Annotated in this window: 27 protein-coding genes; 19 read left to right on the top strand and 8 right to left on the bottom strand. The window is 66.4% G+C overall.

Annotation, left to right across the window (positions count from 1 at the left end):
• Nucleotides 1-238 precede the first annotated feature (238 nt).
• Nucleotides 239-1,423 carry a DNA recombination protein RmuC gene (locus tag OCUBac02_RS19925; RefSeq protein ID WP_173048092.1) on the bottom strand — a complete coding sequence of 395 codons (1,185 nt, stop codon included), beginning with the start codon at nt 1,421-1,423 and terminating at the stop codon, nt 239-241.
• Between the two features lie 113 nt (nt 1,424-1,536).
• Here OCUBac02_RS19925 and def point away from each other — a divergent pair, with 113 nt between their 5' ends.
• The 3 genes from def to truA all read left to right on the top strand — a co-directional run bounded on the left by def (nt 1,537) and on the right by truA (nt 3,897).
• Nucleotides 1,537-2,073: a peptide deformylase gene (def, locus tag OCUBac02_RS19920; RefSeq protein ID WP_047573532.1), complete on the top strand. Its 537-nt coding sequence runs from the start codon at nt 1,537-1,539 to the stop codon at nt 2,071-2,073.
• Nucleotides 2,074-2,224: 151 nt separating this feature from the next.
• The gene (fmt, locus tag OCUBac02_RS19915; protein ID WP_173048090.1) at nt 2,225-3,154 is read left to right on the top strand and encodes a methionyl-tRNA formyltransferase; all 930 of its coding nucleotides are present in this window, start codon (nt 2,225-2,227) and stop codon (nt 3,152-3,154) included.
• Nucleotides 3,154-3,897 carry a tRNA pseudouridine(38-40) synthase TruA gene (gene truA, locus OCUBac02_RS19910; protein WP_173048088.1) on the top strand — a complete coding sequence of 248 codons (744 nt, stop codon included), beginning with the start codon at nt 3,154-3,156 and terminating at the stop codon, nt 3,895-3,897. Before fmt ends, truA begins: the two co-directional genes overlap by 1 nt.
• 12 nt (nt 3,898-3,909) lie before the next feature.
• On the opposite strand, the gene OCUBac02_RS19905 is transcribed toward truA, so the two are convergent.
• The 3 genes from OCUBac02_RS19905 to OCUBac02_RS19895 all read right to left on the bottom strand — a co-directional run bounded on the left by OCUBac02_RS19905 (nt 3,910) and on the right by OCUBac02_RS19895 (nt 6,196).
• Nucleotides 3,910-4,494, bottom strand: coding sequence for a hypothetical protein (locus tag OCUBac02_RS19905; RefSeq protein ID WP_173048086.1), 585 nt, complete (start codon nt 4,492-4,494; stop codon nt 3,910-3,912).
• A gap of 68 nt (nt 4,495-4,562) precedes the next feature.
• Nucleotides 4,563-5,771, bottom strand: a complete 1,209-nt coding sequence (gene dapE / locus OCUBac02_RS19900; protein WP_173048084.1) for a succinyl-diaminopimelate desuccinylase — start codon at nt 5,769-5,771, stop codon at nt 4,563-4,565.
• Entirely contained in the window at nt 5,768-6,196 is a 429-nt protein-coding gene (locus OCUBac02_RS19895; protein ID WP_173048082.1) for a DUF805 domain-containing protein, read from the bottom strand. The genes dapE and OCUBac02_RS19895 overlap by 4 nt, the downstream gene beginning before the upstream one ends.
• Before the next feature lie 237 nt (nt 6,197-6,433).
• Between OCUBac02_RS19895 and OCUBac02_RS19890 the strand changes: the two genes are divergently transcribed.
• The 10 genes from OCUBac02_RS19890 (at nt 6,434) to OCUBac02_RS19845 (ending at nt 15,425) form a co-directional block, all read left to right on the top strand.
• Complete coding sequence (locus OCUBac02_RS19890; RefSeq protein ID WP_047573527.1) at nt 6,434-7,048, top strand: ribonuclease D; 615 nt, start codon at nt 6,434-6,436, stop codon at nt 7,046-7,048.
• Nucleotides 7,049-7,206: 158 nt separating this feature from the next.
• Complete coding sequence (gene lptC / locus OCUBac02_RS19885) at nt 7,207-7,983, top strand: LPS export ABC transporter periplasmic protein LptC (protein WP_173048080.1); 777 nt, start codon at nt 7,207-7,209, stop codon at nt 7,981-7,983.
• A gap of 1 nt (nt 7,984) precedes the next feature.
• Nucleotides 7,985-8,668 (top strand): LptA/OstA family protein, encoded by a 684-nt coding sequence (locus tag OCUBac02_RS19880; RefSeq protein ID WP_173048078.1) that lies wholly within the window; start codon nt 7,985-7,987, stop codon nt 8,666-8,668.
• 37 nt (nt 8,669-8,705) lie between these two features.
• Nucleotides 8,706-9,560 (top strand): LPS export ABC transporter ATP-binding protein, encoded by an 855-nt coding sequence (gene lptB / locus OCUBac02_RS19875; protein ID WP_173048076.1) that lies wholly within the window; start codon nt 8,706-8,708, stop codon nt 9,558-9,560.
• Nucleotides 9,561-9,720: 160 nt separating this feature from the next.
• On the top strand, nt 9,721-11,250 hold the full coding sequence (gene rpoN / locus OCUBac02_RS19870) for an RNA polymerase factor sigma-54 (RefSeq protein ID WP_173048074.1): 1,530 nt from the start codon (nt 9,721-9,723) through the stop codon (nt 11,248-11,250).
• A 130-nt stretch (nt 11,251-11,380) separates the two neighbouring features.
• Nucleotides 11,381-11,965, top strand: coding sequence for a ribosome hibernation-promoting factor, HPF/YfiA family (hpf, locus tag OCUBac02_RS19865; RefSeq protein WP_173048072.1), 585 nt, complete (start codon nt 11,381-11,383; stop codon nt 11,963-11,965).
• An 85-nt stretch (nt 11,966-12,050) separates the two neighbouring features.
• A complete protein-coding gene (ptsN, locus tag OCUBac02_RS19860) occupies nt 12,051-12,512 on the top strand; it encodes a PTS IIA-like nitrogen regulatory protein PtsN (protein ID WP_173048070.1) in 462 nt (153 codons plus the stop codon).
• A gap of 292 nt (nt 12,513-12,804) precedes the next feature.
• Complete coding sequence (locus tag OCUBac02_RS19855) at nt 12,805-14,421, top strand: fumarate hydratase (protein WP_173048068.1); 1,617 nt, start codon at nt 12,805-12,807, stop codon at nt 14,419-14,421.
• The gene (locus tag OCUBac02_RS19850) at nt 14,418-14,741 is read left to right on the top strand and encodes a hypothetical protein (RefSeq protein WP_173048066.1); all 324 of its coding nucleotides are present in this window, start codon (nt 14,418-14,420) and stop codon (nt 14,739-14,741) included. The genes OCUBac02_RS19855 and OCUBac02_RS19850 overlap by 4 nt, the downstream gene beginning before the upstream one ends.
• A gap of 30 nt (nt 14,742-14,771) precedes the next feature.
• The gene (locus tag OCUBac02_RS19845) at nt 14,772-15,425 is read left to right on the top strand and encodes an MBL fold metallo-hydrolase (RefSeq protein WP_173048064.1); all 654 of its coding nucleotides are present in this window, start codon (nt 14,772-14,774) and stop codon (nt 15,423-15,425) included.
• A 290-nt stretch (nt 15,426-15,715) separates the two neighbouring features.
• On the opposite strand, the gene OCUBac02_RS19840 is transcribed toward OCUBac02_RS19845, so the two are convergent.
• From OCUBac02_RS19840 to efp, 3 genes are all read right to left on the bottom strand, one after another.
• Nucleotides 15,716-16,195 (bottom strand): GNAT family N-acetyltransferase, encoded by a 480-nt coding sequence (locus OCUBac02_RS19840; RefSeq protein ID WP_173048062.1) that lies wholly within the window; start codon nt 16,193-16,195, stop codon nt 15,716-15,718.
• 4 nt (nt 16,196-16,199) lie between these two features.
• Nucleotides 16,200-16,718, bottom strand: coding sequence for a DUF1993 domain-containing protein (locus tag OCUBac02_RS19835; protein ID WP_047576697.1), 519 nt, complete (start codon nt 16,716-16,718; stop codon nt 16,200-16,202).
• A gap of 230 nt (nt 16,719-16,948) precedes the next feature.
• Nucleotides 16,949-17,518, bottom strand: a complete 570-nt coding sequence (efp, locus tag OCUBac02_RS19830; protein WP_047576699.1) for an elongation factor P — start codon at nt 17,516-17,518, stop codon at nt 16,949-16,951.
• A 179-nt stretch (nt 17,519-17,697) separates the two neighbouring features.
• Here efp and epmA point away from each other — a divergent pair, with 179 nt between their 5' ends.
• The 3 genes from epmA to OCUBac02_RS19815 all read left to right on the top strand — a co-directional run bounded on the left by epmA (nt 17,698) and on the right by OCUBac02_RS19815 (nt 20,559).
• Nucleotides 17,698-18,762 (top strand): EF-P lysine aminoacylase EpmA, encoded by a 1,065-nt coding sequence (epmA, locus tag OCUBac02_RS19825; RefSeq protein WP_173048060.1) that lies wholly within the window; start codon nt 17,698-17,700, stop codon nt 18,760-18,762.
• On the top strand, nt 18,759-19,826 hold the full coding sequence (locus OCUBac02_RS19820) for a lysine-2,3-aminomutase-like protein (RefSeq protein ID WP_173048058.1): 1,068 nt from the start codon (nt 18,759-18,761) through the stop codon (nt 19,824-19,826). Before epmA ends, OCUBac02_RS19820 begins: the two co-directional genes overlap by 4 nt.
• A 70-nt stretch (nt 19,827-19,896) precedes the next feature.
• Nucleotides 19,897-20,559 (top strand): DsbA family oxidoreductase, encoded by a 663-nt coding sequence (locus OCUBac02_RS19815; protein ID WP_052232129.1) that lies wholly within the window; start codon nt 19,897-19,899, stop codon nt 20,557-20,559.
• A 177-nt stretch (nt 20,560-20,736) separates the two neighbouring features.
• On the opposite strand, the gene OCUBac02_RS19810 is transcribed toward OCUBac02_RS19815, so the two are convergent.
• Nucleotides 20,737-21,501 (bottom strand): sulfite exporter TauE/SafE family protein, encoded by a 765-nt coding sequence (locus OCUBac02_RS19810; RefSeq protein ID WP_047576702.1) that lies wholly within the window; start codon nt 21,499-21,501, stop codon nt 20,737-20,739.
• 179 nt (nt 21,502-21,680) lie between these two features.
• Between OCUBac02_RS19810 and pyrF the strand changes: the two genes are divergently transcribed.
• From pyrF to OCUBac02_RS19795, 3 genes are read left to right on the top strand one after another with little or no spacing between them, the layout of a single operon-like run.
• Nucleotides 21,681-22,388 carry an orotidine-5'-phosphate decarboxylase gene (gene pyrF / locus OCUBac02_RS19805; protein ID WP_173048056.1) on the top strand — a complete coding sequence of 236 codons (708 nt, stop codon included), beginning with the start codon at nt 21,681-21,683 and terminating at the stop codon, nt 22,386-22,388.
• Nucleotides 22,389-22,445: 57 nt separating this feature from the next.
• Nucleotides 22,446-22,733: a DUF1330 domain-containing protein gene (locus OCUBac02_RS19800; RefSeq protein WP_173048054.1), complete on the top strand. Its 288-nt coding sequence runs from the start codon at nt 22,446-22,448 to the stop codon at nt 22,731-22,733.
• 3 nt (nt 22,734-22,736) lie between these two features.
• Entirely contained in the window at nt 22,737-23,045 is a 309-nt protein-coding gene (locus OCUBac02_RS19795; protein ID WP_047576707.1) for a DUF1330 domain-containing protein, read from the top strand.
• Nucleotides 23,046-23,195: the final 150 nt, after the last annotated feature.

Here is a 23,195-nt window from a genome sequence, read left to right as displayed (position 1 = left end):
AGGTCGTGTCATTCGAACATCGTGATCGAAAAACCGCGCTTAAATCTTTCGAATAATGTTTAAGGCTATTCTAACGGCCGTTACAGAAATGAATGACTTCAGGTTGTGGTTTTGCTTATGCAGGCAGGAATAATCGCTAAGGTTGCATTTCGTCATATGCTGGCGCGACTGAGTTCTCTTTGAGAGACGGACTGATCGTGATCGGCGGACCTTGCTCGAATAGGCCTATGACGGCGGCCTATTCGGCGGCGCGCTTCAACTCCAGCCCCTTGGCGAAGGGCAGTTTAGGCTCGCTCTTCTCGTCGTCGAAATCGAGCGCGCCGATCTTCTCGGCGCGGCTGGTGACCTTGCCGGCCGAAGTCTTGATCTGGCCGACATCGTCCTGCGCCTGCCGGAAATGATTGTCGAGCTTGTCGACACGCTCGCCGAGCCGGCGCACGTCGTCGAGCAGCTTGCCGACCTCGCTCTGGATGACCTGCGCCTCTTCGCGCATCCGCGCATCGCGCACCAGCGATTGCATGAGCTGGATCGCCAGCGCCAGCAGCGAAGGCGAGACGATCATGATCCGGGCCCGGTGCGCCCGCTGCACAACATCGTCGAAATGCTCGTGCAGGTCGGCATAGATCGACTCGGACGGCACGAAGAGCAAGGCGACGTCCTGCGTCTCGCCCGGCAGGAAATAGCGCTCCGCGATATCCTTCACATGCACGCCGACATCGTTGCGCACGCGCTGGCCGGCCGCCTTCCTGGCATCGTCGCCGCGCGCCTCGCGCAAGAGCGTGAAGCTTTCCAGCGGGAACTTGGCGTCGATGACGAGGCCGCGTCCATCGCCCGGCAGCGTGACCAGGCAATCCGGCCGCTTGCCGTTCGACAATTGCGGCTGGAAGGCGAAGAAGGCGGCGGGCAGGCCGTCGCGGATGATCGCCTCCATCCGGCCCTGGCCATAGGCGCCGCGCGCCTGCTTGTTGGCGAGCACGTCCCGGAGCGTCACGACCTCCGAGGTGAGGTCCGTCAGGTTCTTCTGGGCGTGGTCGATCACCGCGAGCCGTTCCTGCAGCTTGCCGAGGCTCTCGGTGGTCTGCTGGACGTTGCGTTCGAGCCCGGCGCCGACCTGCTGGCGCAGGCCGTCCATCCGCTCGGCGACGAGCCGCGCGAGATCGCCCTGCCGGGTCGAGAGGATCTCGGCCATCGACTGCATTCGGCCGGCGAGCTCCGCCTGCTGGCGGTTCATCTCGGCGACCTTGTCGTCCATCTCTCGGGCGCGCTCGGCCGCCATCGCGGCCTCGATCGCGCGGCTCTTGCCGCCGCGCCAGCCGGCGATCACCGCCATCAAGAGCAGAGCGAGGCTCAGGGCCGCGAAGCCCGATGCGGCCTCGGCCCAGGTCACAGGGCGCTCCAGCAGTGTGAAAGCAAGCTCGTTCATAAGTCGAGCGTAGCCGATTCGGTGGGGAATAGCGAACGAAAGCGGAACAGTTTGACCGCTCTCCCACAAATGCTTATGTCCCCGGTTCAGCAGCTCTTTTCCCCTGGAATCCCATGTCCGTTCGCCCGCTCGTCATCCTGCCCGACGCCCAGCTTCGCCTCGTCTCGAAGCCGGTCGAGATGGTCACGCCCGAGATCAAGGCGCTGGTCGCGGACATGTTCGAGACGATGTACGACGCGCCCGGCATTGGCCTCGCCGCAATCCAGATCGGCGTGCCGCTGCGCGTGGTGACGATCGACCTGTCGAAGCCCGAGGCGAAGGAGGGCGAGGAGCCCGAGCCGCGGAAGCCGCAGGTCTTCATCAACCCGCAGATCACTTGGTCCTCGGAGGAATTCAGCGCCTATGAGGAGGGTTGCCTCTCGATTCCCGAATATTACGAGGAGGTCGAGCGCCCCGCCGAAGTGAAGGTCCGCTTCGTGGATCTCGACGGCAAGACGCAGGAGATCGCGGCCGACGGCCTGCTCGCCACCTGTCTGCAGCACGAGATCGACCATCTCGACGGCGTGCTCTTCATCGACCATCTCTCGCGCCTGAAGCGCGAGCGCGTCACCAAGAAATTCGCCAAGGCGGCCAAGCGCTCGGCGGCCTGAGGTTTTCCAATCCGCGCGCCGTCATCCCGGACGGAGCGAAGCGCAGATCCGGGATCCATGCCGGAGCGCCCGCAGGAGAGGTTCCGGAATAGGTCCCGGGTCTCCCTGCGGTCGCCCGGGATGACCGCCGCTATGGAGACAAGTTCAGCTTATGAGTTTGCGCGTCATCTTCATGGGCACGCCGGATTTCGCCGTGCCGGTGCTGACCGAGATCGTGGGGCAGGGCCACGAGGTCGTCTCCTGCTACACCCGCGCCCCGGCGCAGGCGGGGCGGGGCCTCGAATTGAAGCCCTCGCCGGTGCATCGGGCCGCCGAGCGCTTCGGCATCCCGGTCTTTACCCCTAAGACGCTCAAGACGCCGGACCAGGCCGAGATCATCGCCTCGCAAGAGGCCGATGTCGCCGTCGTCGTCGCCTATGGCATGATACTGCCTCAGGCGATCCTCGACCTGCCCGAACTCGGCTGCCTCAATCTCCATGCTTCGCTGCTGCCGCGCTGGCGCGGTGCCGCCCCGATCCAGCGGGCGATCATGGCCGGCGACGCCGAGAGCGGCGTCTGCGTGATGAAGATGGAAGCCGGCCTCGATACCGGCCCCGTCGCCATGGTCGAGAACCTGACGATCGGCCCGGACATGACGGCCGGCGAATTGCACGATCAGCTCAGCCTGCTCGGCGCCGACCTGATGGTGCGCGCGCTCGCGGCGCTCGGTCGCGGCGGCCTGCAGTTCACGCCGCAGCCGGAAGAGGGCGCGACTTACGCCAGCAAGATCGCCAATACCGAAGCGAAGCTGAGCTGGGCCCTGCCGGCGCAGCAGGTCCATGACCTCGTGCGCGGCCTCTCGCCATTCCCCGGAGCCTTCGCCGAGATCGATCTCGGCAAGGGGCCGGAGCGTCTGAAGATCCTGCGCACGGCCCGCGCCGGCGGCGCGGCCGAGCCCGGCACGCTGCTCGATGACGAAGGCACTGTCGCCTGTGCCGTCGGCGCGGTGAAGCTGCTGCAGGTCCAGCGCGCCGGCAAGGCGCCGATGAGCGGGGCCGAATTCCTGCGCGGCGCCCGGCTCGGAGCCGGTGCCAAGCTCTGATGCCGCGCTACAAGCTCGTCATCGAGTACGACGGCACGCCGTTCTCGGGCTGGCAGCGCCAGCTCAACGGCCCGTCCGTGCAGCAGAGCGTCGAGGAGGCGGTCGAGGCCTTCTGCGGCCATCCCGTCAGGCTGCATTGCGCCGGCCGGACCGATGCCGGCGTCCATGCCACCCATCAGGTCGCCCATGTCGATATCGGCAGGGAATGGCGCACCGATGTCGTGCGTGATGCGACCAATGCCCGGCTGAAGCGGCTTCCGGTCGCGGTGCTCAGTGCCGAGCTGGTGCCGGATGATTTCGACGCCCGCATCTCGGCGCGCCGTCGCTATTACATCTATCGCATCCTCGACCGCCGCGCCCAGCCGGCGCTGGAGCGCGAGCGGGTCTGGCATGTGCCGGTCAAGCTCGATCACGAGGCGATGGACCGCGCGGCCAAGGCGCTGCTCGGACAGCATGACTTCACCACTTTCCGCGCCGCCGAATGCCAGGCCAACAGCCCGATCCGCACGCTCGACCGCTGCGATGTCCGCCGCGAGGGCTCCGAGATCGTGGTCTATGTCCACGCCCGCTCCTTCCTGCATCATCAGGTGCGCTCGATCGTCGGCTGCCTGAAGATGGTGGGCATGGGCCGCTGGCCGGAGAACAAGGTCGGCAAGGTCCTGGCGGCGCGCGACCGCTCGCAATGCGCGGCACTGGCGCCGTCCTGTGGGCTCTATCTCGCTGGCGTCGACTACGCCGAGTGAGGCGCAAGCGCCTCAGAACAGGCCGAACAGCCGGGTGACGCCGTAATCGAGCATGACGCTGGCGACGACCAGCGTCATGGCGATGCCCCGGCTCTCCGCTCCGAAGACGGCGCGCGCCACGCAATAGCGCAGCCGCAGCACGACCGCCGCGAAGAACAGCGATTGCACGATCGCCAGCGTCGGCGGCGCCCAGCCGACCGCGAAGACCGCCGCCGGGATCGCCATCAGGCTCGCCGAGACGATGCCGGCCCAGTTCCAGGCGATGACGAAGCTGGTAAAGCGCGGCGTCTGCGCGAGTTCCGGGCGCAGCGCGATCAGCAGCGCCGGCACCGCCAGGACGGTCAGGGCGAGCGCGGCGATCACGGACAGGACCAGTGCGGGCGCGGTGAAGAGGCCGGCGCTGTTGGGCAGTCCGGCGGTCAGCCGCACCGCTGCAAGGATGGCGATCGTCGCCGGCAGCATCAGCGCGAAGGCGAGGAAGGAGCGCCAGAACCCGTCTCTGGTCAGGTCGAGCTCCGGCAGGGCCTCGGCCCCGCGGGTCATCAGGTGCCAGGAGCCGCGCAGCGAACGCGCGACGTCATCGGCTGCCAGCCTCATCACGGTCTCCATCATCTGCGATGTTAGACTTTCGTCTAACGGAGATAATGGGCCCTTGTTCCGGGCGGTCAAGCCGGATGTTGCGCTGCAAAATAGCCGGCGAGTAAACGATGCGTGATCCGCTGGAGCGACAGGAGATCGGCGACGGCGACGCTTTCGTCGATCTGATGCATGGTCTTGCCGACCACGCCGTATTCGACGACGGGGCAGTAATTCTTGATGAAGCGCGCGTCCGAGGTGCCGCCCGTGGTCGAGAGGGCCGGACGCTTGCCGGTCTCGGCCTCGACGGCGTCAGTGACGAGCGCGACGAAGGGGCCGGGCTCGGTCAGGAAGGCGACGGCATTGGTCGGCTGGATGTCCAGCGTGTAGCGCACCTGGTTGCCGGCGGCTTCGCGCAGGCGCCGTTCCAGTTCGGCGGCGAGCGTCTCCGGCGTCCAGGTGTCGTTGAAGCGGATGTTGAAGACCGCTTTCGCCTGCGCCGGGATGACGTTGGTTGCGGGATTGCCGACATCGAGCGTCGTCACTTCGAGATTGCTCGGGTCGAAATGCGTGGTTCCGTTGTCGAGCGGCGTCGCGTCGAGGGCGGCGAGCAGGCGGACCATGCCGCGGATCGGGTTGTCGGCGAGATGGGGATAGCCGACATGCCCCTGCGTGCCCTGCACGGTGAGCCTGCCGGTGAGCGAGCCCCGTCTGCCGATCTTGATCATGTCGCTCATCGCCGCCGGATTGGTCGGCTCGCCGAGGATGCAATGGTCGAAGCGCTCGCCGCGTTCATGCGCCCAGGCCAGCAGCTTGACCGTGCCGTTGACCGAAGGGCCTTCCTCGTCGCCGGTGATCAGGAAGGCGATCGAGCCCGGCGCCTCGGGGTTGTCGCGCCGGTAGCGGATCGCGGCCGCGACCATGGCCGCGACCCCGCCCTTCATGTCGCAGGCGCCGCGCCCATAGAGCACGCCGTTCTCGATCGTCCCGCCGAAGGGCTCGCGGGTCCAGGCCGCCGCGTCGCCGACGGGCACGACATCGGTATGGCCTGCGATCACGAAGACGGGAGCCGTATCGCCGATGCGGGCGTAGAGGTTCTCGACATCCGGTGTGCCGGGCTCGCTGAAGACGGGGCGATGCACTGCATAGCCTTCGGCCGTCAGCACGGCGTCGAGCAGCGCGAGCGCCCCGCCTTCCTCGGGCGTCACCGAAGGGCAGCGGACCAGCGCCTGCGTCAGGGCGACCGGGTCGGTCGGATCGAAGGCGAGGGCGGAGGAGGAGATCGGTGCGGCGCTCATTCCGCCGCTTTAGCACCCGCCGGCCGGGCCGCAACCCCATCTTCCTGCGCAGCGGACGGCATCAGCCCGAGATCGATGAAGGCGACGACCCAGGCCATGGTCGCGATCGCCTCCAGCGACGGGCGCCAGCCGAACGGCATGACGAGGCGCAGATGTTCCGGCAGCACGATCGCGCAGATCAGCAGGATGCCGAACAGCGGCGTGCTGCCGCGATCGGTGGCGCGCTTCGCCGCCAGGGCAGCCCAGGGAAACAGGGCGAAAGCCTTGAAGAAGGCGATGATCACCGTCGCCTGGTGATGATCCGTCAGGAGCAGAAGGGTGCGTTCGGTCGCGAGCAGCGTCAGTGCCACCGCAACGCTGCCGAGCCAGAAGGTCCGCAACCCGATGCGGCCGTCGAAATCGCTGAAAAGGCGGATCAGGGACATGCTGAGGGCTCCGATGGGCCGTTGTCGCATGGTCAGCTTCGCGGTTGAAGCGCATGGTGAATAAAGGGTTAATGAGGCGCCTAAGAGTTTATCTCGGCACAGAAAGGGCTTGAACGGGGCAGGGCTGGCCGTTAGCTGCGAAACGCGCGGCGCTCTTCAGCGCGCGGCCTGCCGTTTCCCGATCCGTTGAAGTGCAGTCGAAGGGCGCGTTCGCGCGGCCCCAGTGAGGTTTCGAGCATGACCATTCGTTTCCATCGCGGCGATCTGCCGGACGGCTACGACGCCGGATCGAGCGTCGCGATCGACACCGAGACGCTCGGCCTCAACCCGCATCGCGACCGTCTCTGCGTCGTCCAGCTCTCGCGCGGCGACGGCACGGCGGACGTCGTGCAGATCCCGAAGGGCGGCGAGCGGCCGAAGAACCTGATCCGCCTGCTGGAGGATCCGGCGGTGCTGAAGCTCTTCCACTTCGCCCGTTTCGACGTCGCCGTGCTCAAGCATGCCTTCGGCGTGGTGACCGCACCGGTCTACTGCACCAAGATCGCCTCGAAGCTGGCCCGAACCTATACCGACCGGCACGGCCTCAAGGACCTCGTGCGCGAATTGCTCGGCGTCGAGCTCTCGAAGCAGCAGCAATCCTCCGACTGGGGCGCGGACACGCTGAGCGAGGCCCAGCTTGCCTATGCCGCCTCGGATGTGTTGCATCTCCATGCGCTGCACGAAAAGCTGGAGACGATGCTGGCGCGCGAAGGGCGCCGGCACCTCGCCCAGGCCTGTTTCCAGTTCCTGCCCTATCGGGCCGAGCTCGATCTCGCCGGCTGGGACGAGACCGATATCTTTGCTCACACTTGACAATTTCGAAGGCTTCTTGCGTCAGTCTGCGCGCGGGCCGAGCGCGCGGATATGCGCCCAGGTCCTCATGGACGAGCCGTGCGGGGGCGCGATGCGGCCTGTCCTGTGACACGAAAATGCCGTGAGCGGCTGCCATTGCGCGGGGCATGACTTTGGCAATGACCTTCAACGACCCGGCGGCGGGGCTCTCCGCGCAGGCGGCGCGCCGTCGCGCGGCCTTCGGCGCGGCGCGCCGTCATACCCGGCTCGTGCATTGGCTGCGCCGGCTGATTCCCGTCGCGGCCGTGGTTCTGGTCCTGGCGCTCGTCGTCGTCCCCTTCCTGTCGCCGCTCGGCGGCAAGCTGGCCAATGTCTCGATCAGCTCGGTCGGCATCACCGGCGGCAAGGTCCGGATGGAGACGCCGAAGCTCTCCGGCTATCGCAAGGACAACCGGCCCTATCAGGTCACGGCCGAGAACGCGTTCCAGGAGATCAGGAACCCGACGCAGGTCGAGCTGCAGACCTTGACGGCGCGCATCCAGATGGAGCGTGAGGGCTGGGTGACGGTGAACGCGAAGACGGGTCTCTTCGACACGCAGAAGGAGAAGCTGCGCCTCGTCGACGACGTCAAGATTCGCACCGAGAATGGCCACGACATGCAGATGAAGACGGCCGATGTCGATTTCAAATCCGGCACGGTGGTCTCGAAGGAACCGGTCAAGGTCAGCCTCGGCGAGACCACGGTCGACGCCGACACACTTGACGTGAAGAACAATGGCGAGTTGATCGCTTTCGAGGGGCGGGTGCGGGTCTTCATCCGGAACGCGCCAGCAGGTACGATCGCGGGCCCCGAACGCGAGGGCAGCAAGCCGATGCCGGAACTGCTGAACGCGAATCGGGCTCCCCCCGCGGATGCAGCGCCGGCCGATGATGCCGGCAACGGGAAGAGACAGTGACATGATGGCTGGCCAGATGCTCCGTTTCGCGCATGCCCGCGACGCCGCGTTGCTCCTTGCAGCCGGTTTCGCGCTGCTCGGCGCGCCGCAGGAGGCTTTCGCGCAGGCGGCCCCGGCGAAGCAGCGGGGCGCGTCCTCGGCGCTGGGCGGGCTCGGCGGCGACAGCAAGGAGCCGATCAAGATCGATGCCGACAAGCTCGACGTGCTCGACAAGGAGAACAAGGCGGTCTTCTCCGGCAACGTCGTGGCCGTCCAGGGCGAGACGACCGTGCGCTGCACCGTGATGACCGTGCTCTACGAGGGCCGCGGCGGGCCGGGCGGCACAGCCGGCCGGCCGGCGACGCCGGCTCCGGCCGCGGCGCCCGCGGCAGGCGGAGCCGGCACCAGCAACGACAGCTCGATCAAGCGCATCCTGTGCAAGGGGCCGGTGACCGTCGTTTCGAAGACGCAGGCTGCGACCTCGGACAATGCCGAATTCGATCGCGCCAACAATCTCGTGATCATGACCGGCAACGTCGCGCTCAACGATGGTCCGAACGTGACCCGCGGCGAGAAGCTGATCTACAACACGACCACCGGGATCGCGAATGTCCAGGGCGGGCGCGTGCAGGGTCTATTCGTTCCGAATTCGGGTGATGCCACCAAGACCGATGCCGGCAAGCCGGCCCCGAAGCCGACCAACTGATCGTGCCGCAGTGACCGTTTCCGAAGCGCCTCGTCCCATGGCCGCGCCGGTGCGACCGGCTCCACGCCCGCAGCAACCGGGCGTCTTCGGCCGTCTGCGTGGCCTTTTCGGCAATCGCGAGCCGGGCAATGCCGGATCGGCGCCTGCGGGCTTTGCTGCTATCGGCGGGGCAGGCGTTCTCGCGGTCGACGGGCTGCGCAAGAGCTATGGCGGGCGCACGGTCGTCTCGGATGCGAGCCTCTCGCTGCGACAGGGTGAGGCGGTCGGCCTGCTCGGCCCCAACGGCGCCGGCAAGACCACGATCTTCTACATGATCACCGGCCTCGTCGCGGCCGATGCCGGCGTCATCTCGCTCGAAGGCAACGACATCACCGCCCTGCCGATGTACCAGCGCGCGCGCCTCGGCATCGGCTATCTCCCGCAGGAAGCCTCGATCTTCCGCGGCCTCTCGGTCGAGGACAATATCCGCTCGGTGCTGGAAGTGGTCGAGCCCGACCGCAAGGCCCGCGAGCGCCAGCTCGACCAGTTGCTCGAGGAGTTCACCATCGCCCGCCTGCGCAAGGCGCCTTCGATCGCACTGTCGGGCGGCGAGCGCCGCCGCTGCGAGATTGCGCGTGCGCTCGCCGGCAAGCCCTCCTTCGTCCTGCTCGACGAGCCCTTCGCGGGTATCGACCCGATCGCGGTCGGCGACATTCAGGCGCTAGTCCGGCAATTGACCGATCGCGGCATCGGCGTGCTCATCACCGATCACAATGTCCGCGAGACGCTCGGCCTCGTCGATCGCGCCTATATCATCCATTCCGGGCGCGTGCTGACCGAAGGCTCCCCGGCCGAGATCATCGCCAATCCCGATGTCCGGCGCGTCTATCTGGGTGAGGACTTCCGCCTCTGAGACGGCGCGGCCTGTGCATCGCAATCGTTTTGTTGCGGCGCATCATTTTTCGGGCCGCAGACATGGCTGGGCCTTTGACGCGGCGGTGAGCCGGCGCTAGTGTTCCTTTCGGAAGCAAGAAGCGTGCCGATGGCGTGCGAGCTGGAAGGGCCTTTCGCGTATGGCGATGATGCCGCGCATGGAACTGCGCCAGGGACAATCCCTGGTGATGACGCCGCAGTTGCTGCAGGCGATCAAGCTCCTGCAGCTTTCGCATCTCGAGCTTCAGAATTTCGTGGAGGGCGAGCTCGAGCGCAATCCGTTGCTGGAGCGCGACGAGGGGCCCGACCTGCCGGCACGCTCCGACGATGCCGACAGCCCTCACGCCGCCGATGCCGAGAGCTTCGCCAAGGCCGAGAGCCTCCATACGCAGGAGGGCATGGAGGGCAGGCTCGGCACCGGGCTCGACAATGTCTTCCAGAACGAGCAGCCGACGGCGGCGCGCAGCGAGGCGGCCGGGGCCGACAGCCTGCCGATCGTCGGTGGTGCCTATGGCACGGCGGGCGGCTCCTTCGATGGCGATCCCGAGGGTTTCGAGAGCAGCCTGACGGCGGATGCCTCGCTGCATGACCATCTCGCCGCGCAACTCGATCTCGCCGTGGTGACGCCGGCCGACCGCATCATCGGCCGTCACATCATCGATGCGGTCGACGATAGCGGCTATCTCGGCGAGCCTCTAGCGGAGATCGCCGAGCGCCTCGGTGTCGCCATCGACAGGGTCGAGGCGGTACTGCGGGTCGTCCAGAGCTTCGACCCCTCGGGTGTCGCGGCCCGTGATGTCGCCGAATGCCTCGCCATCCAGTTGCGCGATCGTGATCGTTTCGATCCGGCGATGCAGGCGCTGGTCGCGAACCTGCACCTGGTCGCCAGGCGCGATTTCGCTGCGCTGAAGCGGATCTGCGGCGTCGATGACGAGGATATCGCCGACATGGTCGGGGAGATCCGTCGCCTCGACCCCAAGCCTGGGCGTGCATTCGGCGGCTCGGCCGCCGAGACCGTTGTGCCGGATGTGTTCATCCGGTCCGCGCCGGACGGCTCCTGGTTGATCGACCTCAATCCCGACACCCTGCCGCGCCTGCTCGTCAACCAGACCTATCATGCGCGCGTCTCCCGGGCGGCACGCAGCGATGCGGACAAGGCCTTCATCGCCGAATGCCTGCAGACGGCGAACTGGCTGACCCGCTCGCTGGAGCAGCGCGCCCGGACAATTCTGAAGGTCGCCAGCGAGATCGTGCGCCAGCAGGACGGGTTCTTCGCCCATGGCGTCGAGCATCTGCGCCCGCTCAATCTCAAGACCGTGGCAGACGCCATCGGCATGCACGAATCGACCGTCTCGCGCGTCACCTCGAACAAATACCTGACCTGCTCGCGCGGGGTCTTCGAAATGAAATATTTCTTTTCGGCTGCGATCGCAGCCACCGGCTATGGCGAGGCGCACTCGGCGGAGGCCGTGCGCTTCCGGATCAAGCAGATGATCGATGACGAGAGCCCCTCGGCGGTTCTTTCGGATGATGCCATTGTGACCCGTCTGAAGGACGGTGGCATCGATATCGCCCGGCGGACTGTGGCGAAATACCGCGAATCCCTGAGAATCCCGTCCTCGATGGAGCGCCGGCGCGAGAAGGTCGCGATGGCCGCGGCCGAGCGTTAGGCGGTTTTGTTCCAAAGGCCCCGCGCATGCGCCTCATGATCGCGCCGGCTCATTGACAACCCCGACTCCCGGTTCTTAGCTCCTAGGGATGGCCGAACAGGGCCATGGCTAAACCAAGGGGAAGCACTCCATGAGCTTGCGAATCTCCGGCAAGAATCTCGATGTCGGCGAGGCCCTTCGCGGCCAGGCCGAGGAGCGGGTCGCTGCGGCGGTCAGCAAATATTACGAGGGTGGCTATCAGGGCCATGTCACGGTCGACAAGGACGGCACCGCCTTCCGGACCGACGGCGTCCTGCATCTGTCCTCCGGGATCACGCTGGAAGCCTCCGCCACCGCCCACGATCCCTATGCCAGCCTCGACAAGATGGCCGAGCGCATCGAGAAGCGGCTGCGACGCTACAAGCGCCGGCTTAAGGACCGTTCCAGTGCCAATGGCCGCGATGCGGGAATCGAAATCCCCAGCTATGTGATCGCGGCCCCCGACGACGATGTCGAGGATTTCGACGGGGCTTCTGCCGGCGATAACCCGGTTATCGTCGCGGAATCGACGAAATCCCTGCATGTCAGGACGGTCAGCGACGCCGTTGCCGAACTCGACCTGACCGGCGCTCCGGTCGTCGTCTTCCGGCACGCTGGCAATGGCCGCATGAACATCGTATATCGCCGCGGCGACGGCAATATCGGCTGGATCGACCCGCCGGCATCGCTGTCCTGAGGCCGGCGGGCGAGCCGCTCCGGCCGTCGAACCTGACCCGTGCCGACGGCGTTTCAGCCGGCATGGGACATGCATGGACGGGCGTATGACGCTGACCGATCTCCTGAGCCCCGCCGCGGTGATTTCGCCGCTGCGGGCCAACGGCAAGAAGCAGGCTCTGCAGGAGCTTGCCCAGCATGCCGCCACGCTGACGGGCCTGCCCGATCGCGAGCTGTTCGAGGCGCTGCTCCAGCGCGAGCGTCTCGGCTCCACCGGGATCGGCGAGGGAATCGCGATTCCACACGGGCGGATGCCGGGCACCGAGCGCCTCGTCGGGCTCTTCGCCCGCACCGAGAAACCGATCGATTTCGATGCGCTCGACGGCCAGCCGGTCGACATCATCTTCGTGCTGATCGCGCCCGAGGGTGCCGGCGCCGACCATCTCAAGGCGCTCGCCCGTGTCGCGCGGGTGCTGCGCAACCAGTCCGTTCTGGAACAGGTCCGCAAGGTCCGCGACCCCGCGGCGATCTACGCGATCCTCGCCGAATCGGCCGCGCAGGCGGCTTGAGGCGCATTTGCGTCATTCCGGGGCAGGCCGAAGGCCTGAGCCCGGAATCCAGAACCGATATGGTTGTCCGAAAAGGGGGGCGACGACTGTCGCCTTCCATGGGAATGGCATCGGTTCTGGATTCCGGGCTCTTCGCTGCGCGAAGCCCCGGAATGACGGCGAGGCATTGCTCAGCCTGGACTTATTAAAGACTGCTTGGACGATCCCGGCCGACGGGCTATGACCCCGGCTGGATGGGCGTCGCGTCTCTCATGTCCCGAACGCGGCGCGCCTTGTTTTGGAGCCGCTGGTCATGGCCTATACGCATGTCGATCTCTTCCCGCTCGGCGAGGATACGACGCCTTACCGCAAGCTCGGCAGCGAGGGCGTCAGCGTCGAGAAGATCGGCGACCGCGAGGTCCTGAGCGTCTCGCGCGAGGCGATTCGGCAGCTCTCCGAACAGGCCTTCATCGACATCAACCATCTGCTGCGCCCCGGCCATCTCGCCCAGCTCGGCAAGATACTGGACGATCCCGAGGCGACCTCGAACGACAAGTTCGTCGCCTATGACCTCCTGAAGAACGCCAATATCGCGGCCGGTGGCGTGCTGCCGATGTGCCAGGACACCGGCACCGCCATCATCATGGGCAAGAAGGGCCGCAAGGTCTGGACCGATGGCGAGGACGAGGCCGCGCTCGGCGAGGGCGTGGCGGATGCCTATTTCAAGCGCAACCTGCGCTATTCGCAGCTCGCGCCGCTCTCGATGTTCGAGGAGAAGAATACCGCGACCAACCTGCCGGCCCAGATCGACATCTATGCCGAAGGTGAGGACGCCTACAAATTCCTCTTCGTCTGCAAGGGCGGCGGCTCGGCCAACAAGACCTTCCTCTATCAGGCGACGCCCTCGCTCCTGACCAGGGACCGCATGATGGCGTTTCTGAAGGAGAAGATCCTGACGCTGGGCACGGCGGCATGCCCGCCCTATCACCTCGCCATCGTCATCGGCGGCACCTCGGCGGAGCAGAACCTCAAGACGGTGAAGCTTGCCTCGACCAAATATCTCGACGCGCTGCCGACCAAGGGTTCGCCCTCCGGCCATGCCTTCCGCGATATCGAGATGGAGGAGGAGGTCCATAAGATGACGCAGGCGCTCGGCGTCGGCGCGCAGTTCGGCGGCAAGTATTTCTGCCATGACGTGCGCGTGATCCGCCTGCCGCGCCACGGCGCCTCGCTGCCGATCGGCCTCGGCGTCTCCTGCTCGGCTGACCGACAGGCCAAGGGCAAGATTACCAGGGACGGCATCTTCCTGGAGGCGCTGGAGACCGATCCGTCGAAATATCTGCCGGATGTCGACGAAGCGGCGCTCGGCGGCTCCGTGGTCAAGATCGACCTCGACCAGCCGATGAGCGAGATCCTCGCGACGCTGTCGCAGCACCCGGTCAAGACGCGCCTGTCGCTGACCGGCACGATCGTCGTCGCGCGCGACCTCGCCCATGCCAAGATCCGCGAGCGGCTGGAGCGCGGCGAGGGCATGCCCGACTATTTCAAGAACCACCCGGTCTATTACGCCGGCCCGGCCAAGACGCCGGAGGGCTTCGCCTCTGGCTCCTTCGGTCCGACCACGGCCGGCCGCATGGATTCCTTCGTCGACCAGTTCCAGTCCTTCGGCGGTTCCATGGTGATGCTGGCCAAGGGCAACCGCTCGGCGGCGGTCCGCGAGGCCTGCAAGGCTCATGGCGGCTTCTATCTCGGCTCGATCGGGGGCCCGGCGGCGCGACTCGCGCAGGACTGCATCCGCAAGGTCGAGGTGCTCGAATATCCCGAGCTCGGCATGGAAGCGGTCTGGCGGATCGAGGTCGAGGATTTCCCGGCATTCATCGTCATCGACGACAAGGGCAACGACTTCTTCAAGGAACTGAATCTGGGATGAGGCTCGCGCTGACTGTCGCGGCGCTCCTGCTGGCCGCTCCCGTGCTGGCGCAACAGCCGCGCCCGGCGACCTGCTCGCGCGATCTCCTGCTGAACGAGGCGGGCTTTCGCCAGCAACAGGCGCGCCTTTCTGCCGTCGCGAGCGCCGATCAGGCGACGCAGTGCCGGGCCTATCGCGAGCATGTCGCCTATCTCCAGAAGGCACGCGCGGTCTTCGCTACGTGCCAGGGCGAGCCGGAGCGCGCGCGCAACGTCGCGGAGATGGATTCGGAGCTGGTTAATTACCGCGCGCTGATCGCCAATCGCTGCGGCGGGCGGTAAGAGCCTTCCCAGACAGTTGAAAGGCCTCCCATGACCGACCAGCAGCCGCCGCTCCAGATCGCCGTCGTGCCGGTGACGCCGTTCCAGCAGAACTGCGCGATCGTCTGGGAGCCGAAGTCGAACGAGGCGGCGATCGTCGATCCCGGCGGCGACGTGCCGCGCCTGCAGGCTGCGATCAAGGAGCTCGGCGTCACGCCGGTCGCGATCTGGCTGACCCATGGCCATCTCGACCATGCCGGCGGCGCGACCGAGCTGGCGCAGGCGCTCTCGATCCCGATCATCGGACCACACGAGGGCGACAAGCCCCTGCTCGACGCCTTGCCGGAACAGGGGCTGCGCTTCGATGTCCATGGCATGAAGGCGGTCGTGCCGACGCGCTGGCTCAACGAGGGCGATACGGTCTCGCTCGGCGACCTGACCTTCGCGGTCGCGCATGTGCCGGGCCATTCGCCCGGCCATGTCACCTTCTTCCAGAAGGATTTGCGTTTCCTGCTGGCGGGGGACACCGTCTTCGCCGGCTCGATCGGCCGCACCGACTTCCCCTATGGCGACCACGAGGCGCTGATCTCGGGGATCAAGACCAAGCTCCTGCCGCTCGGCGACGACGTCCAGTTTCTGCCCGGCCACGGCCCGGCGAGCACGCTCGGCGAGGAGCGGCAGAACAATCCGTTCCTGCAGGGGTAAAGGTGTCTCCATCCGCCACGTCATCCCGGGCGGAGCGAAGCGGAGACCCGGGACCCATGCCGGAACGGTTCAGGCATGAATCCCGGATCGGCGCCGCTGACGCGGCTTGTCCGGGATGACGGCGGAGGCGAGGGAACAGGGGGCTTTGAAACGCCAACGGCCATGCAGCGGAACGGTGCGCGTACATCCGGCGTCACACGTTCGGCTCATGGCCGTCTTCACAGGCAATGGAGAGCTGTGGAACGCTCTCGACATCGCCGTGAGCCTGAGATGGGAGCGGTGCTTCCCGATTACAAGGTCTTGTCTGAAAAAGATCGGCGCCATTCGTAGAGCGCGTCCGGCTCGCCCTCTTCATTGCGCTCGCCGTCGTTGAGATCGACGAGGCGGAAGCCGTGGCGCTCGTAGAAGGCGCGTGCCGCCGCGTTCCGCTGGAAAGTGAACAGATGGAGCCTCTCCGGGCTGCGCTCTTTCGCCTTCACAAGCAGCAATGAGCCGATGCCGCGCCGGAACTGGCCCGGCAGAAGGTAGAGCTGGTCGAGATCCTCGCCGTCGAGGCAGAGGAAGCCGAGGATGCGCCCGGCCTCCCGCGCCACCCAGGTCTCGCCGGTGGCGAGCCTGACATGCGCGATCCATCCTCGGACCTCGTCGTCGCTATGGACGCGGCGCAGCCAGGGCAGGGCCGCCGCGCGCGACGCCAGATAGAGCGCCGCGATCTCCCCAGCATCCCGGAGAGAGGCGCGTTCGATCGTGATGGCCGGCGTCGCGCTCACGGTCTCAGGCGTCGAAGACGCCGAGCAGGAAGTCCTGCTTGCCGATCTGGAAGCCGTTCTGGCGCAGGATGTCGTAGGCCGTCGTGGCGTGGAAATAGAAGTTCGGGATGGCGAAGCGGGTGAGATAGGCCTCGCCGGTCATCGTCACGGTCGCCGAAGGGCCGCGCGGGAAGGTGACCTCGCGGGCAAGCCCGGCATCGAGCGCGGCGCCGTCGGCGGCTGCGATGAAGGCCAGCGTCCTGGCGATGCGTTCCTTCAGCTCCGGGAAGCTCTTCTCCTCGTCGGGGAAGCGCGGGTTCTCGCCGCCCGAGAGCCGGGCGACCGCATTCTTCGCGAAGTCGCAGCAGAGCTGGATCTGGCGGGTGAAGGCCAGCATGTCCGGCGCGAGCCGGGCGGAGAGCAGGACTTCCGGCTGGATCTTGCGGGTCTCGGCCTGGTCCACGGCCTTGTCGAGAATGGCGTCGAGCGCATGAAGAGTCTGAACGAAGCCGGAAAGGGCGGCGGCCTTGACTGTGAGCGTCATGATGTCCTCGGAAACGACAACGGGCCCGGAAAGGGCCCGCTGCGTAAAGCTATAGAGGAGAATTTTGTCCTGCGCTCTGTGCGCAAGAGGTTGCCGGCAATGCGCTGCGGGGAGGCGAATGGCGATGCTTTTGAGAACCGGAACGGAGCGTACATCAGTACGTGAGCACCGGAAGCGCAGAAAGCGTCGTCAGTCGACCGCCACAGTAGCGATGACGGCGACCTCTTGGATCAATCCTTCGCGCGCTCGACATAGGACCCGTCGGCGGTCATCACGACGACGCGGGTGCCGACGCCGACATGCGGCGGGACAGCGCTGCGCACGCCGTTCGACAGGATCGCCGGCTTGTAGGAGGAGGAGGCCGTCTGGCCCTTGGTCACCGGCTCGGTCTCGACGACTTCGAGCGTGACACGCTGCGGCAGCTCGATCGCGACGGCCTTGTCCTCGAACACCGAGAGCGAGACCTTCATGTTCTCCTGCAGATAGGGCGCCGCGTCGCCGATCACGTCCTTGTCGACCGGGATCTGGTCGTAGGTCTCGGGGTTCATGAAGACGTACTGCTCACCGTCCTGGTAGAGATAGGTGAAGTCGCGGTCCTCGACATAGGCGCGCTCGACCTGCTCGGTCGTCTTGTAGCGCTGCGTCATCTTCACGCCGTCGGCGATGCGGCGCATGTCGATCTGCGTCGTCGGAGTGCCCTTGCCGGGGAAGAAGCTCTCGGCCGAGATGACGGTGCAGAGATGTCCGTCGAGCTCGAGGACGTTGCCCTTGCGGACGGAAGAGGCGATGACCTTGACCACGTGAGTGTCCTTGCTGGTGCGGGAGCCGTCCCCGCGCAAATCTTAAATTCAGAGCATCGCTATCGCGAAAAACCGGTTCCCACTTCTTCGCGCGATGCTCTATGCGAATTCTGTCGCCGCGCAACTACCGCATTCGCGCGCGAAACGAAAGCTTTCCGACGCATTCGACGCGAGATTCGATGAGTTCGTCCCCGACGCCGTTCTGGCGGCCCGACATCCATGCCGACCGCCGCCCCGCCCTGCTGGCACGCGGGCGGATCAAGACGGCGCTGCGCCGCTGGTTCGAGGCCCGCGACTTCACCGAGGTCGAGGCCGCGATCCTGCAGCTCTCGCCCGGCAACGAGACGCACCTGCATGGCTTCGGCACGACGTTGATCGACAACGCGGCGGCGCCGCATCCCTATTACCTGCATACCTCGCCGGAATTCGCCGCCAAGAAGCTGCTGGCGGCTGGCGAGACCCGCATCTTCGATTTCGCCCGCGTCTTCCGCAATCGCGAGCGCACGGCGCTGCACCATCCCGAATTCACCATGCTGGAATGGTATCGCGCCGGTGAGGATTACGAGGCGCTGATGCGGGATTGCGCGGCACTGATGGCCGAAGCGGCGCGCGCCGCCGGTGCGTCGACGCTGCGCTGGCGCGGCATCGAGGCCGATCCCTTCGCCGAGCCCGAGCGCCTGACCTTGCAGGAGGCGTTCAAGCGCCATGCCGGGATCGACCTGCTGCGTACGGTCACTGCCGATCAGGAGGTTGATCGCGGCGGATTGGCCGCCGATGCGGTCGAGGCCGGCATCCGGGTGACGGATGATGATAGCTGGTCCGATATCTTCAGCCGCATCCTCTCCGAGCGCATCGAACCGCATCTCGGCCGCGGCCGTGCCACGATCCTCTGCGAATACCCGATCAGCGAGGCTGCGCTTGCCCGGCCAAAGCCCGGCGATCCGCGCGTGGCCGAGCGCTTCGAGCTCTATGCCTGCGGCGTCGAGCTCGCCAATGCCTTCGGCGAACTCACCGACCCGGCCGAGCAACGCCGCCGTTTCGAGGCCGATATGGACGAGAAGGAGCGCATCTATGGCGAGCGCTATCCGGTCGACGAGGATTTCCTGGCGGCGCTGGCGCTGATGCCGGCGGCGTCCGGTATCGCGCTCGGCTTCGACCGGCTTGCCATGCTCTGCGTCGGCGCGCGCCGGATCGAGGATGTGCTCTGGACGCCGGTCGCGGAACCGGGCAGGGGAGGGGCATGACCGTTCACCAGCCTCCCGGCGGCCAGCCTTTGCGCAGCATCGACGCGCTTGTCGAGGTCGGCCTCGCCGCGCTCTCGCGCCGCGACGCCCTGCAGAAGGTGGCGGAGCGCTATGCCGTCTCGGTCACGCCGGCCGTGGCCCGGCTGATCGATCCGGCTGACTTGGCCGACCCGATCGCGCGCCAGTTCATTCCCGATGCCGCCGAGCTCACGACGCTGCCGCAGGAGCTGGCCGACCCGATCGGCGACGAGGCCCATTCACCCGTCGAGGGCATCGTCCATCGCTATCCCGACCGCGCCCTGCTCAAGCTCGTCCATGCCTGCCCGGTCTATTGCCGCTTCTGTTTCCGGCGCGAGATGGTCGGCCCCGGCGGCGAGGCGCTGACCGGCGCCAAGCTCGACGCCGCGCTCGCCTATCTCGCCTCCCGCCCCGAGATCTGGGAGGTGATCGTGACCGGCGGCGACCCCTTCATCCTCTCCGCCCGCCGCGTCCGCGAGGTGGCGAAGCGCCTGGCCGCGATCCCGCATATCAAGGTCGCGCGCTGGCATACCCGCGTGCCGGTCGTCGATCCCGGCCGGATCACGCCGGATTATGCACGGGCGCTGCGCATCCCCGGCAAGGCGAGCTATATCGCGATCCACGCCAATCATCCGCGCGAGTTCACCGAGGATGCCCGCGCCGCCATCGCGACGCTGGCCGATACCGGCCATGTCCTGCTCAGCCAGTCCGTGCTGCTCAAGGGCGTCAATGCCGATGTCGACACGCTCGGTGCCCTGATGCGCACCTTCGTCGAGAACCGTATCAAGCCCTATTACCTGCACCATCCCGATCTGGCGCCGGGCACTTCGCATTTCCGCCTGACGCTGGAGGAGGGGCAGGCGCTGGTCAAAAGCCTGCGCGGCAACCTTTCCGGCCTGTGCCAGCCGACCTATATCCTCGACATTCCCGGCGGCGCCGGCAAGATTCCGGTCGGCCCCGCCTTCCTCTCCGGCTGCGAGACGCCGGGCGTGGAGGCGGTAGCCGAAGACCGTCACGGCGGGCAGCATCGCTACCCGCCCGCCTGAGGCATCGGCCCGAAAAGTGGAACCCGGTTTTCGGACAAGTCGATGCCGAGACGAGCATGAGGATATCGACATGCAGGACAAGATGCCGCTCGCGATCGTCTCCGACGTCGCCTGTCCCTGGTGCTTCATCGGCAAGGCGCGGCTAGAGGCGGCGCTGGAGCGCTACGGCCTGACCGAGCGCTTCGCCATCACCTGGCTGCCGTACGAGCTCAATCCGGAGATGCCTGTCGAGGGCATGGACCGCACGCTCTATCTCGATACGAAGTTCGGCCCGGGCAAGCGCAAGGAGATCGAGCTCCGCTTGTCGGAGGCGGCGCTGGAGAGTGGTGTCACGTTCAACTGGGCGAAGGTGACAAAGAGCGTCAACACCCGCATGGCCCATATGCTGGTCGCGGCGGCATCCACCGTACAGCGCGGCGGTGACATGAAGGCCGCCCTGTTCAAGGCCTATTGGCAGGACGGGCGCGACATCGGCGATGTCGAGACGCTGATCCAGATCGCGGTCGAGCAGGGTTTTGACGAGCAGGCGGCTCGCGACGAACTCGCCAATGACGAGTTGCGCGAGACCGTGATCGGGCTGGAGGATCACGCCCGCAAGGTCGGCGTCACGGGCGTGCCCTTCTTCATCGTCGACGGCAAGCTCGCCGTCTCCGGTGCGCAGCCGCCGGACGTCTGGGGACAGGTCTTCCAGCAGGTCTTCGCTGCTCAGGCTCCTGAGGAGCCGCAGTTCTGAGGGTGGGGCGTCCCCCCACCGCCGTCATGCTCGGGCCTGACCCGAGCATCTCGGAAACCAGGGCCTTCTCGTCATGAGATTCTCGGGTCAAGCCCGAGAATGACGCCCTGTCTTGGTCGGTTCAGACCTTCGACCTGCCCGTAACGACGGCGTGTTTCCCTGCAATGACGGCGGGCTTCAGACCCCGAGCAGGTGAAGAACCGCCGGCGCGCCGAGCGACACACCCGACAGGAACAGCAGCAGGAATACGATCTGCCGCATCGTGGCCTGCGTGAGCGGCGGCGGGTAGCGCCGCGCCAGGTGCGTGCCCAGCATCACCGCGGGAATGGCGAAGAGCCCGGACAGCGTCGACGGTGCGGGGATCTGGTCGGTGGCGATCACCATACCCGTGCGGAACAGGGCGTTCAGCGCGAAGATCGTGACCAGTGTTTCGCGGATCACCACCAGCGGCATCGGCTGACGGTAGAAATGGTAGACGAGCGGCGGGCCGGCGGTGGAGAACATTCCGCTCATCAGTCCCGCGATGCTGCCGAAAAACAGGTAGCTCGGGGCCGCCGATGGCTGCTTGAGCGGTTCGGGCTTCCGCGCCAGTTGCAGGCTTGAGACAATGATCACGAAGCCGAGCGCCAGCCTGAGCAGGTCGGCCCGGCTGGCGGCGAGCCATTCCAGCAGATGAAAACCGATGAAGAGGAAGGGCCAGCTTGCGAGCAGCACGAGCCCGAACTTGCGCCAGTCGACATCGCGCCAGCCCTTGAGCAGCATCTGCGCCGCGTTGACCAGCGTGAGCGCGCTGACAAGCATCGCCGCGTCCGGCAGCGAGAGCAGCCCGGTCAGGCCGACGCCGCCCATCGTGATCAGGCCGAAGGCGAAGCCGGTCAGGGTCTGGACATAGGCCGCCATCCCGGTCAGCAGCAGGAACCCGATCAGGGCGGCCAGGGACATGGTCGGCGTCTCCGAGGAAGCGGAGCGCGACGCGTAGAGGATGTGCCCGAAGGCGGAAATAGATTTCTCGGCAGGTCATCGATGCGTGGAAGGATGTCCTGCGCGCCGACGCGGTGGCGCTTGCGCTTGCATCCCGCTTCGAATCGTGCGCCTTCCCTCGAAACTCAGGGAGCCGGTTGATGAACCAGAAGATCAACGATGTCCGCGACCGCCTGATCGTCGCCCTCGACGTGCCGACCGTTTGGGATGCCTATCGTCTCGTCTCGACGCTGGGCGACGGCGTCACCTTCTACAAGATCGGCTATCGCCTCGCCTTCGCTGGCGGGCTCGATCTCGCCCGCCAGCTCGTCGCCGAGGGCAAGAACGTCTTCCTCGACCTCAAGCTGCACGACATCGGCAATACGGTGACCGAGGGCGTGGACTCGCTGACCAAGCTCGGCGTCACCTTCCTGACCGTCCATGCTTATCCCCAGACCATGCGCGGCGCTGTCGAAGGGCGTCGCGATGCCGATCTGAAGCTGCTCGCGGTCACCGCGCTGACGTCCTATGACGACGGCGACCTGCGCGACGCCGGCTACGGGCTCGCCGTGCGCGATCTCGTGCGCCTGCGTGCCGAGCAGGCGCGCACGGCCGGGATCGACGGCATCGTCTGCTCGGCCGCCGAGACCGAGATCGTGCGCGAGGTCATCGGGCCCGATATGGTCATCGTCACGCCCGGCATCCGCCCTTCCGGCAGCGCGGCGGGCGATCAGAAGCGCACGCTGACTCCGGCCGAGGCGATTCGCGTCGGCGCCGATCATCTCGTCGTCGGGCGTCCCATTATCCGCGCGGCAGACCCGCGTGCAGCGGCTGGCGCGGTCATGGACGAGATCGTCGCGGCTTCGTAAGCTTCGTGCCCGGACGAGAGAACGGTCTCGGATTCGTTTCAGCTGACGGATAGCACCATGCCCAAGGGATATGTCATCGGCCGCGCCAAGGTCACCGACGCGACCAAATGGGCGGGCTATGCCGCCAAGGCCTCGGAGGTCATGAAGATCTATGGCGGCACGCCGATCGTTCGCGGCGGCCAGATGACGGTGGGCGAGGGCGAAGGTCGTGCCCGCAACGTCGTGATCGAGTTCAAGGATTTCGAATCGGCTCGCGCCTACCTGTTCTCGCCGGAATATGCCGAGGCGCGGAAGCTGCGCGAAGGCGCCGGCGAGATCGATCTCGTCGCCGTCGAAGGGGCCTGAGCGATGGCTAAAGGCTATTGGATCGCGCGCGTCGACGTCGAGAACGCCGAGGCCTATGCCGCATACCGTTCGCTCAACGCCGTCGCCTTCGCCAAATACGGCGCGAGGTTTCTGGTGCGCGGCGGCGAGTACAAGCTCGCCCGCGGCGAGGGCCGCAAGCACAACGTCGTCATCGAGTTCAAGGACGAGGAGACGGCCCGCGCCTGCTACGCCTCGCCGGAGTACCAGGAGGCGGTGAAGCATCTCAGCAGCGCCGGCCAGTCCGATCTCGTCATTATCGGCGGCTATGACGGCCCGCAGCCAGGTGAATAGGCAGCGGGTTCTTACGCCGAATCCCGGCCGTTTCCAGCACTTCCCTGAATTCGTCTCCGTCATTTGGATGACGAAAGGATCGCGCCGGTTCTCCTAGGCTGTCTTCCATGGCCTGACCGAACGGAAGCCGGGAAGGCTGATCGAAGAGCG

Source organism: Bosea sp. ANAM02 (genome assembly GCF_011764485.1).
GTDB lineage: Bacteria > Pseudomonadota > Alphaproteobacteria > Rhizobiales > Beijerinckiaceae > Allobosea.
Note: the sequence above shows the minus strand (reverse complement) of the source record. Positions and strands in the feature narration are given on the sequence as shown.

Excerpts from the sequence above, each read along its gene's own strand:
- OCUBac02_RS19845 (WP_173048064.1), top strand. The coding sequence starts at position 14,772 with ATGACCGACCAGCAGCCGCCGCTCCAGATCGCCGTCGTGCCGGTGACG.
- rpoN (WP_173048074.1), top strand. The coding sequence starts at position 9,721 with ATGGCGATGATGCCGCGCATGGAACTGCGCCAGGGACAATCCCTGGTG.
- OCUBac02_RS19925 (WP_173048092.1), bottom strand. The coding sequence starts at position 1,423 with ATGAACGAGCTTGCTTTCACACTGCTGGAGCGCCCTGTGACCTGGGCC.
- fmt (WP_173048090.1), top strand. The coding sequence starts at position 2,225 with ATGAGTTTGCGCGTCATCTTCATGGGCACGCCGGATTTCGCCGTGCCG.
- OCUBac02_RS19855 (WP_173048068.1), top strand. The coding sequence starts at position 12,805 with ATGGCCTATACGCATGTCGATCTCTTCCCGCTCGGCGAGGATACGACG.
- OCUBac02_RS19895 (WP_173048082.1), bottom strand. The coding sequence starts at position 6,196 with ATGTCCCTGATCCGCCTTTTCAGCGATTTCGACGGCCGCATCGGGTTG.
- OCUBac02_RS19820 (WP_173048058.1), top strand. The coding sequence starts at position 18,759 with ATGACCGTTCACCAGCCTCCCGGCGGCCAGCCTTTGCGCAGCATCGAC.
- lptC (WP_173048080.1), top strand. The coding sequence starts at position 7,207 with ATGACCTTCAACGACCCGGCGGCGGGGCTCTCCGCGCAGGCGGCGCGC.
- OCUBac02_RS19800 (WP_173048054.1), top strand. The coding sequence starts at position 22,446 with ATGCCCAAGGGATATGTCATCGGCCGCGCCAAGGTCACCGACGCGACC.
- OCUBac02_RS19850 (WP_173048066.1), top strand. The coding sequence starts at position 14,418 with ATGAGGCTCGCGCTGACTGTCGCGGCGCTCCTGCTGGCCGCTCCCGTG.
- OCUBac02_RS19880 (WP_173048078.1), top strand. The coding sequence starts at position 7,985 with ATGATGGCTGGCCAGATGCTCCGTTTCGCGCATGCCCGCGACGCCGCG.
- OCUBac02_RS19810 (WP_047576702.1), bottom strand. The coding sequence starts at position 21,501 with ATGTCCCTGGCCGCCCTGATCGGGTTCCTGCTGCTGACCGGGATGGCG.
- hpf (WP_173048072.1), top strand. The coding sequence starts at position 11,381 with ATGAGCTTGCGAATCTCCGGCAAGAATCTCGATGTCGGCGAGGCCCTT.
- OCUBac02_RS19835 (WP_047576697.1), bottom strand. The coding sequence starts at position 16,718 with ATGACGCTCACAGTCAAGGCCGCCGCCCTTTCCGGCTTCGTTCAGACT.
- epmA (WP_173048060.1), top strand. The coding sequence starts at position 17,698 with ATGAGTTCGTCCCCGACGCCGTTCTGGCGGCCCGACATCCATGCCGAC.
- OCUBac02_RS19890 (WP_047573527.1), top strand. The coding sequence starts at position 6,434 with ATGACCATTCGTTTCCATCGCGGCGATCTGCCGGACGGCTACGACGCC.
- pyrF (WP_173048056.1), top strand. The coding sequence starts at position 21,681 with ATGAACCAGAAGATCAACGATGTCCGCGACCGCCTGATCGTCGCCCTC.
- truA (WP_173048088.1), top strand. The coding sequence starts at position 3,154 with ATGCCGCGCTACAAGCTCGTCATCGAGTACGACGGCACGCCGTTCTCG.
- OCUBac02_RS19905 (WP_173048086.1), bottom strand. The coding sequence starts at position 4,494 with ATGAGGCTGGCAGCCGATGACGTCGCGCGTTCGCTGCGCGGCTCCTGG.
- dapE (WP_173048084.1), bottom strand. The coding sequence starts at position 5,771 with ATGAGCGCCGCACCGATCTCCTCCTCCGCCCTCGCCTTCGATCCGACC.
- ptsN (WP_173048070.1), top strand. The coding sequence starts at position 12,051 with ATGACGCTGACCGATCTCCTGAGCCCCGCCGCGGTGATTTCGCCGCTG.
- OCUBac02_RS19795 (WP_047576707.1), top strand. The coding sequence starts at position 22,737 with ATGGCTAAAGGCTATTGGATCGCGCGCGTCGACGTCGAGAACGCCGAG.
- OCUBac02_RS19815 (WP_052232129.1), top strand. The coding sequence starts at position 19,897 with ATGCAGGACAAGATGCCGCTCGCGATCGTCTCCGACGTCGCCTGTCCC.
- lptB (WP_173048076.1), top strand. The coding sequence starts at position 8,706 with ATGGCCGCGCCGGTGCGACCGGCTCCACGCCCGCAGCAACCGGGCGTC.
- def (WP_047573532.1), top strand. The coding sequence starts at position 1,537 with ATGTCCGTTCGCCCGCTCGTCATCCTGCCCGACGCCCAGCTTCGCCTC.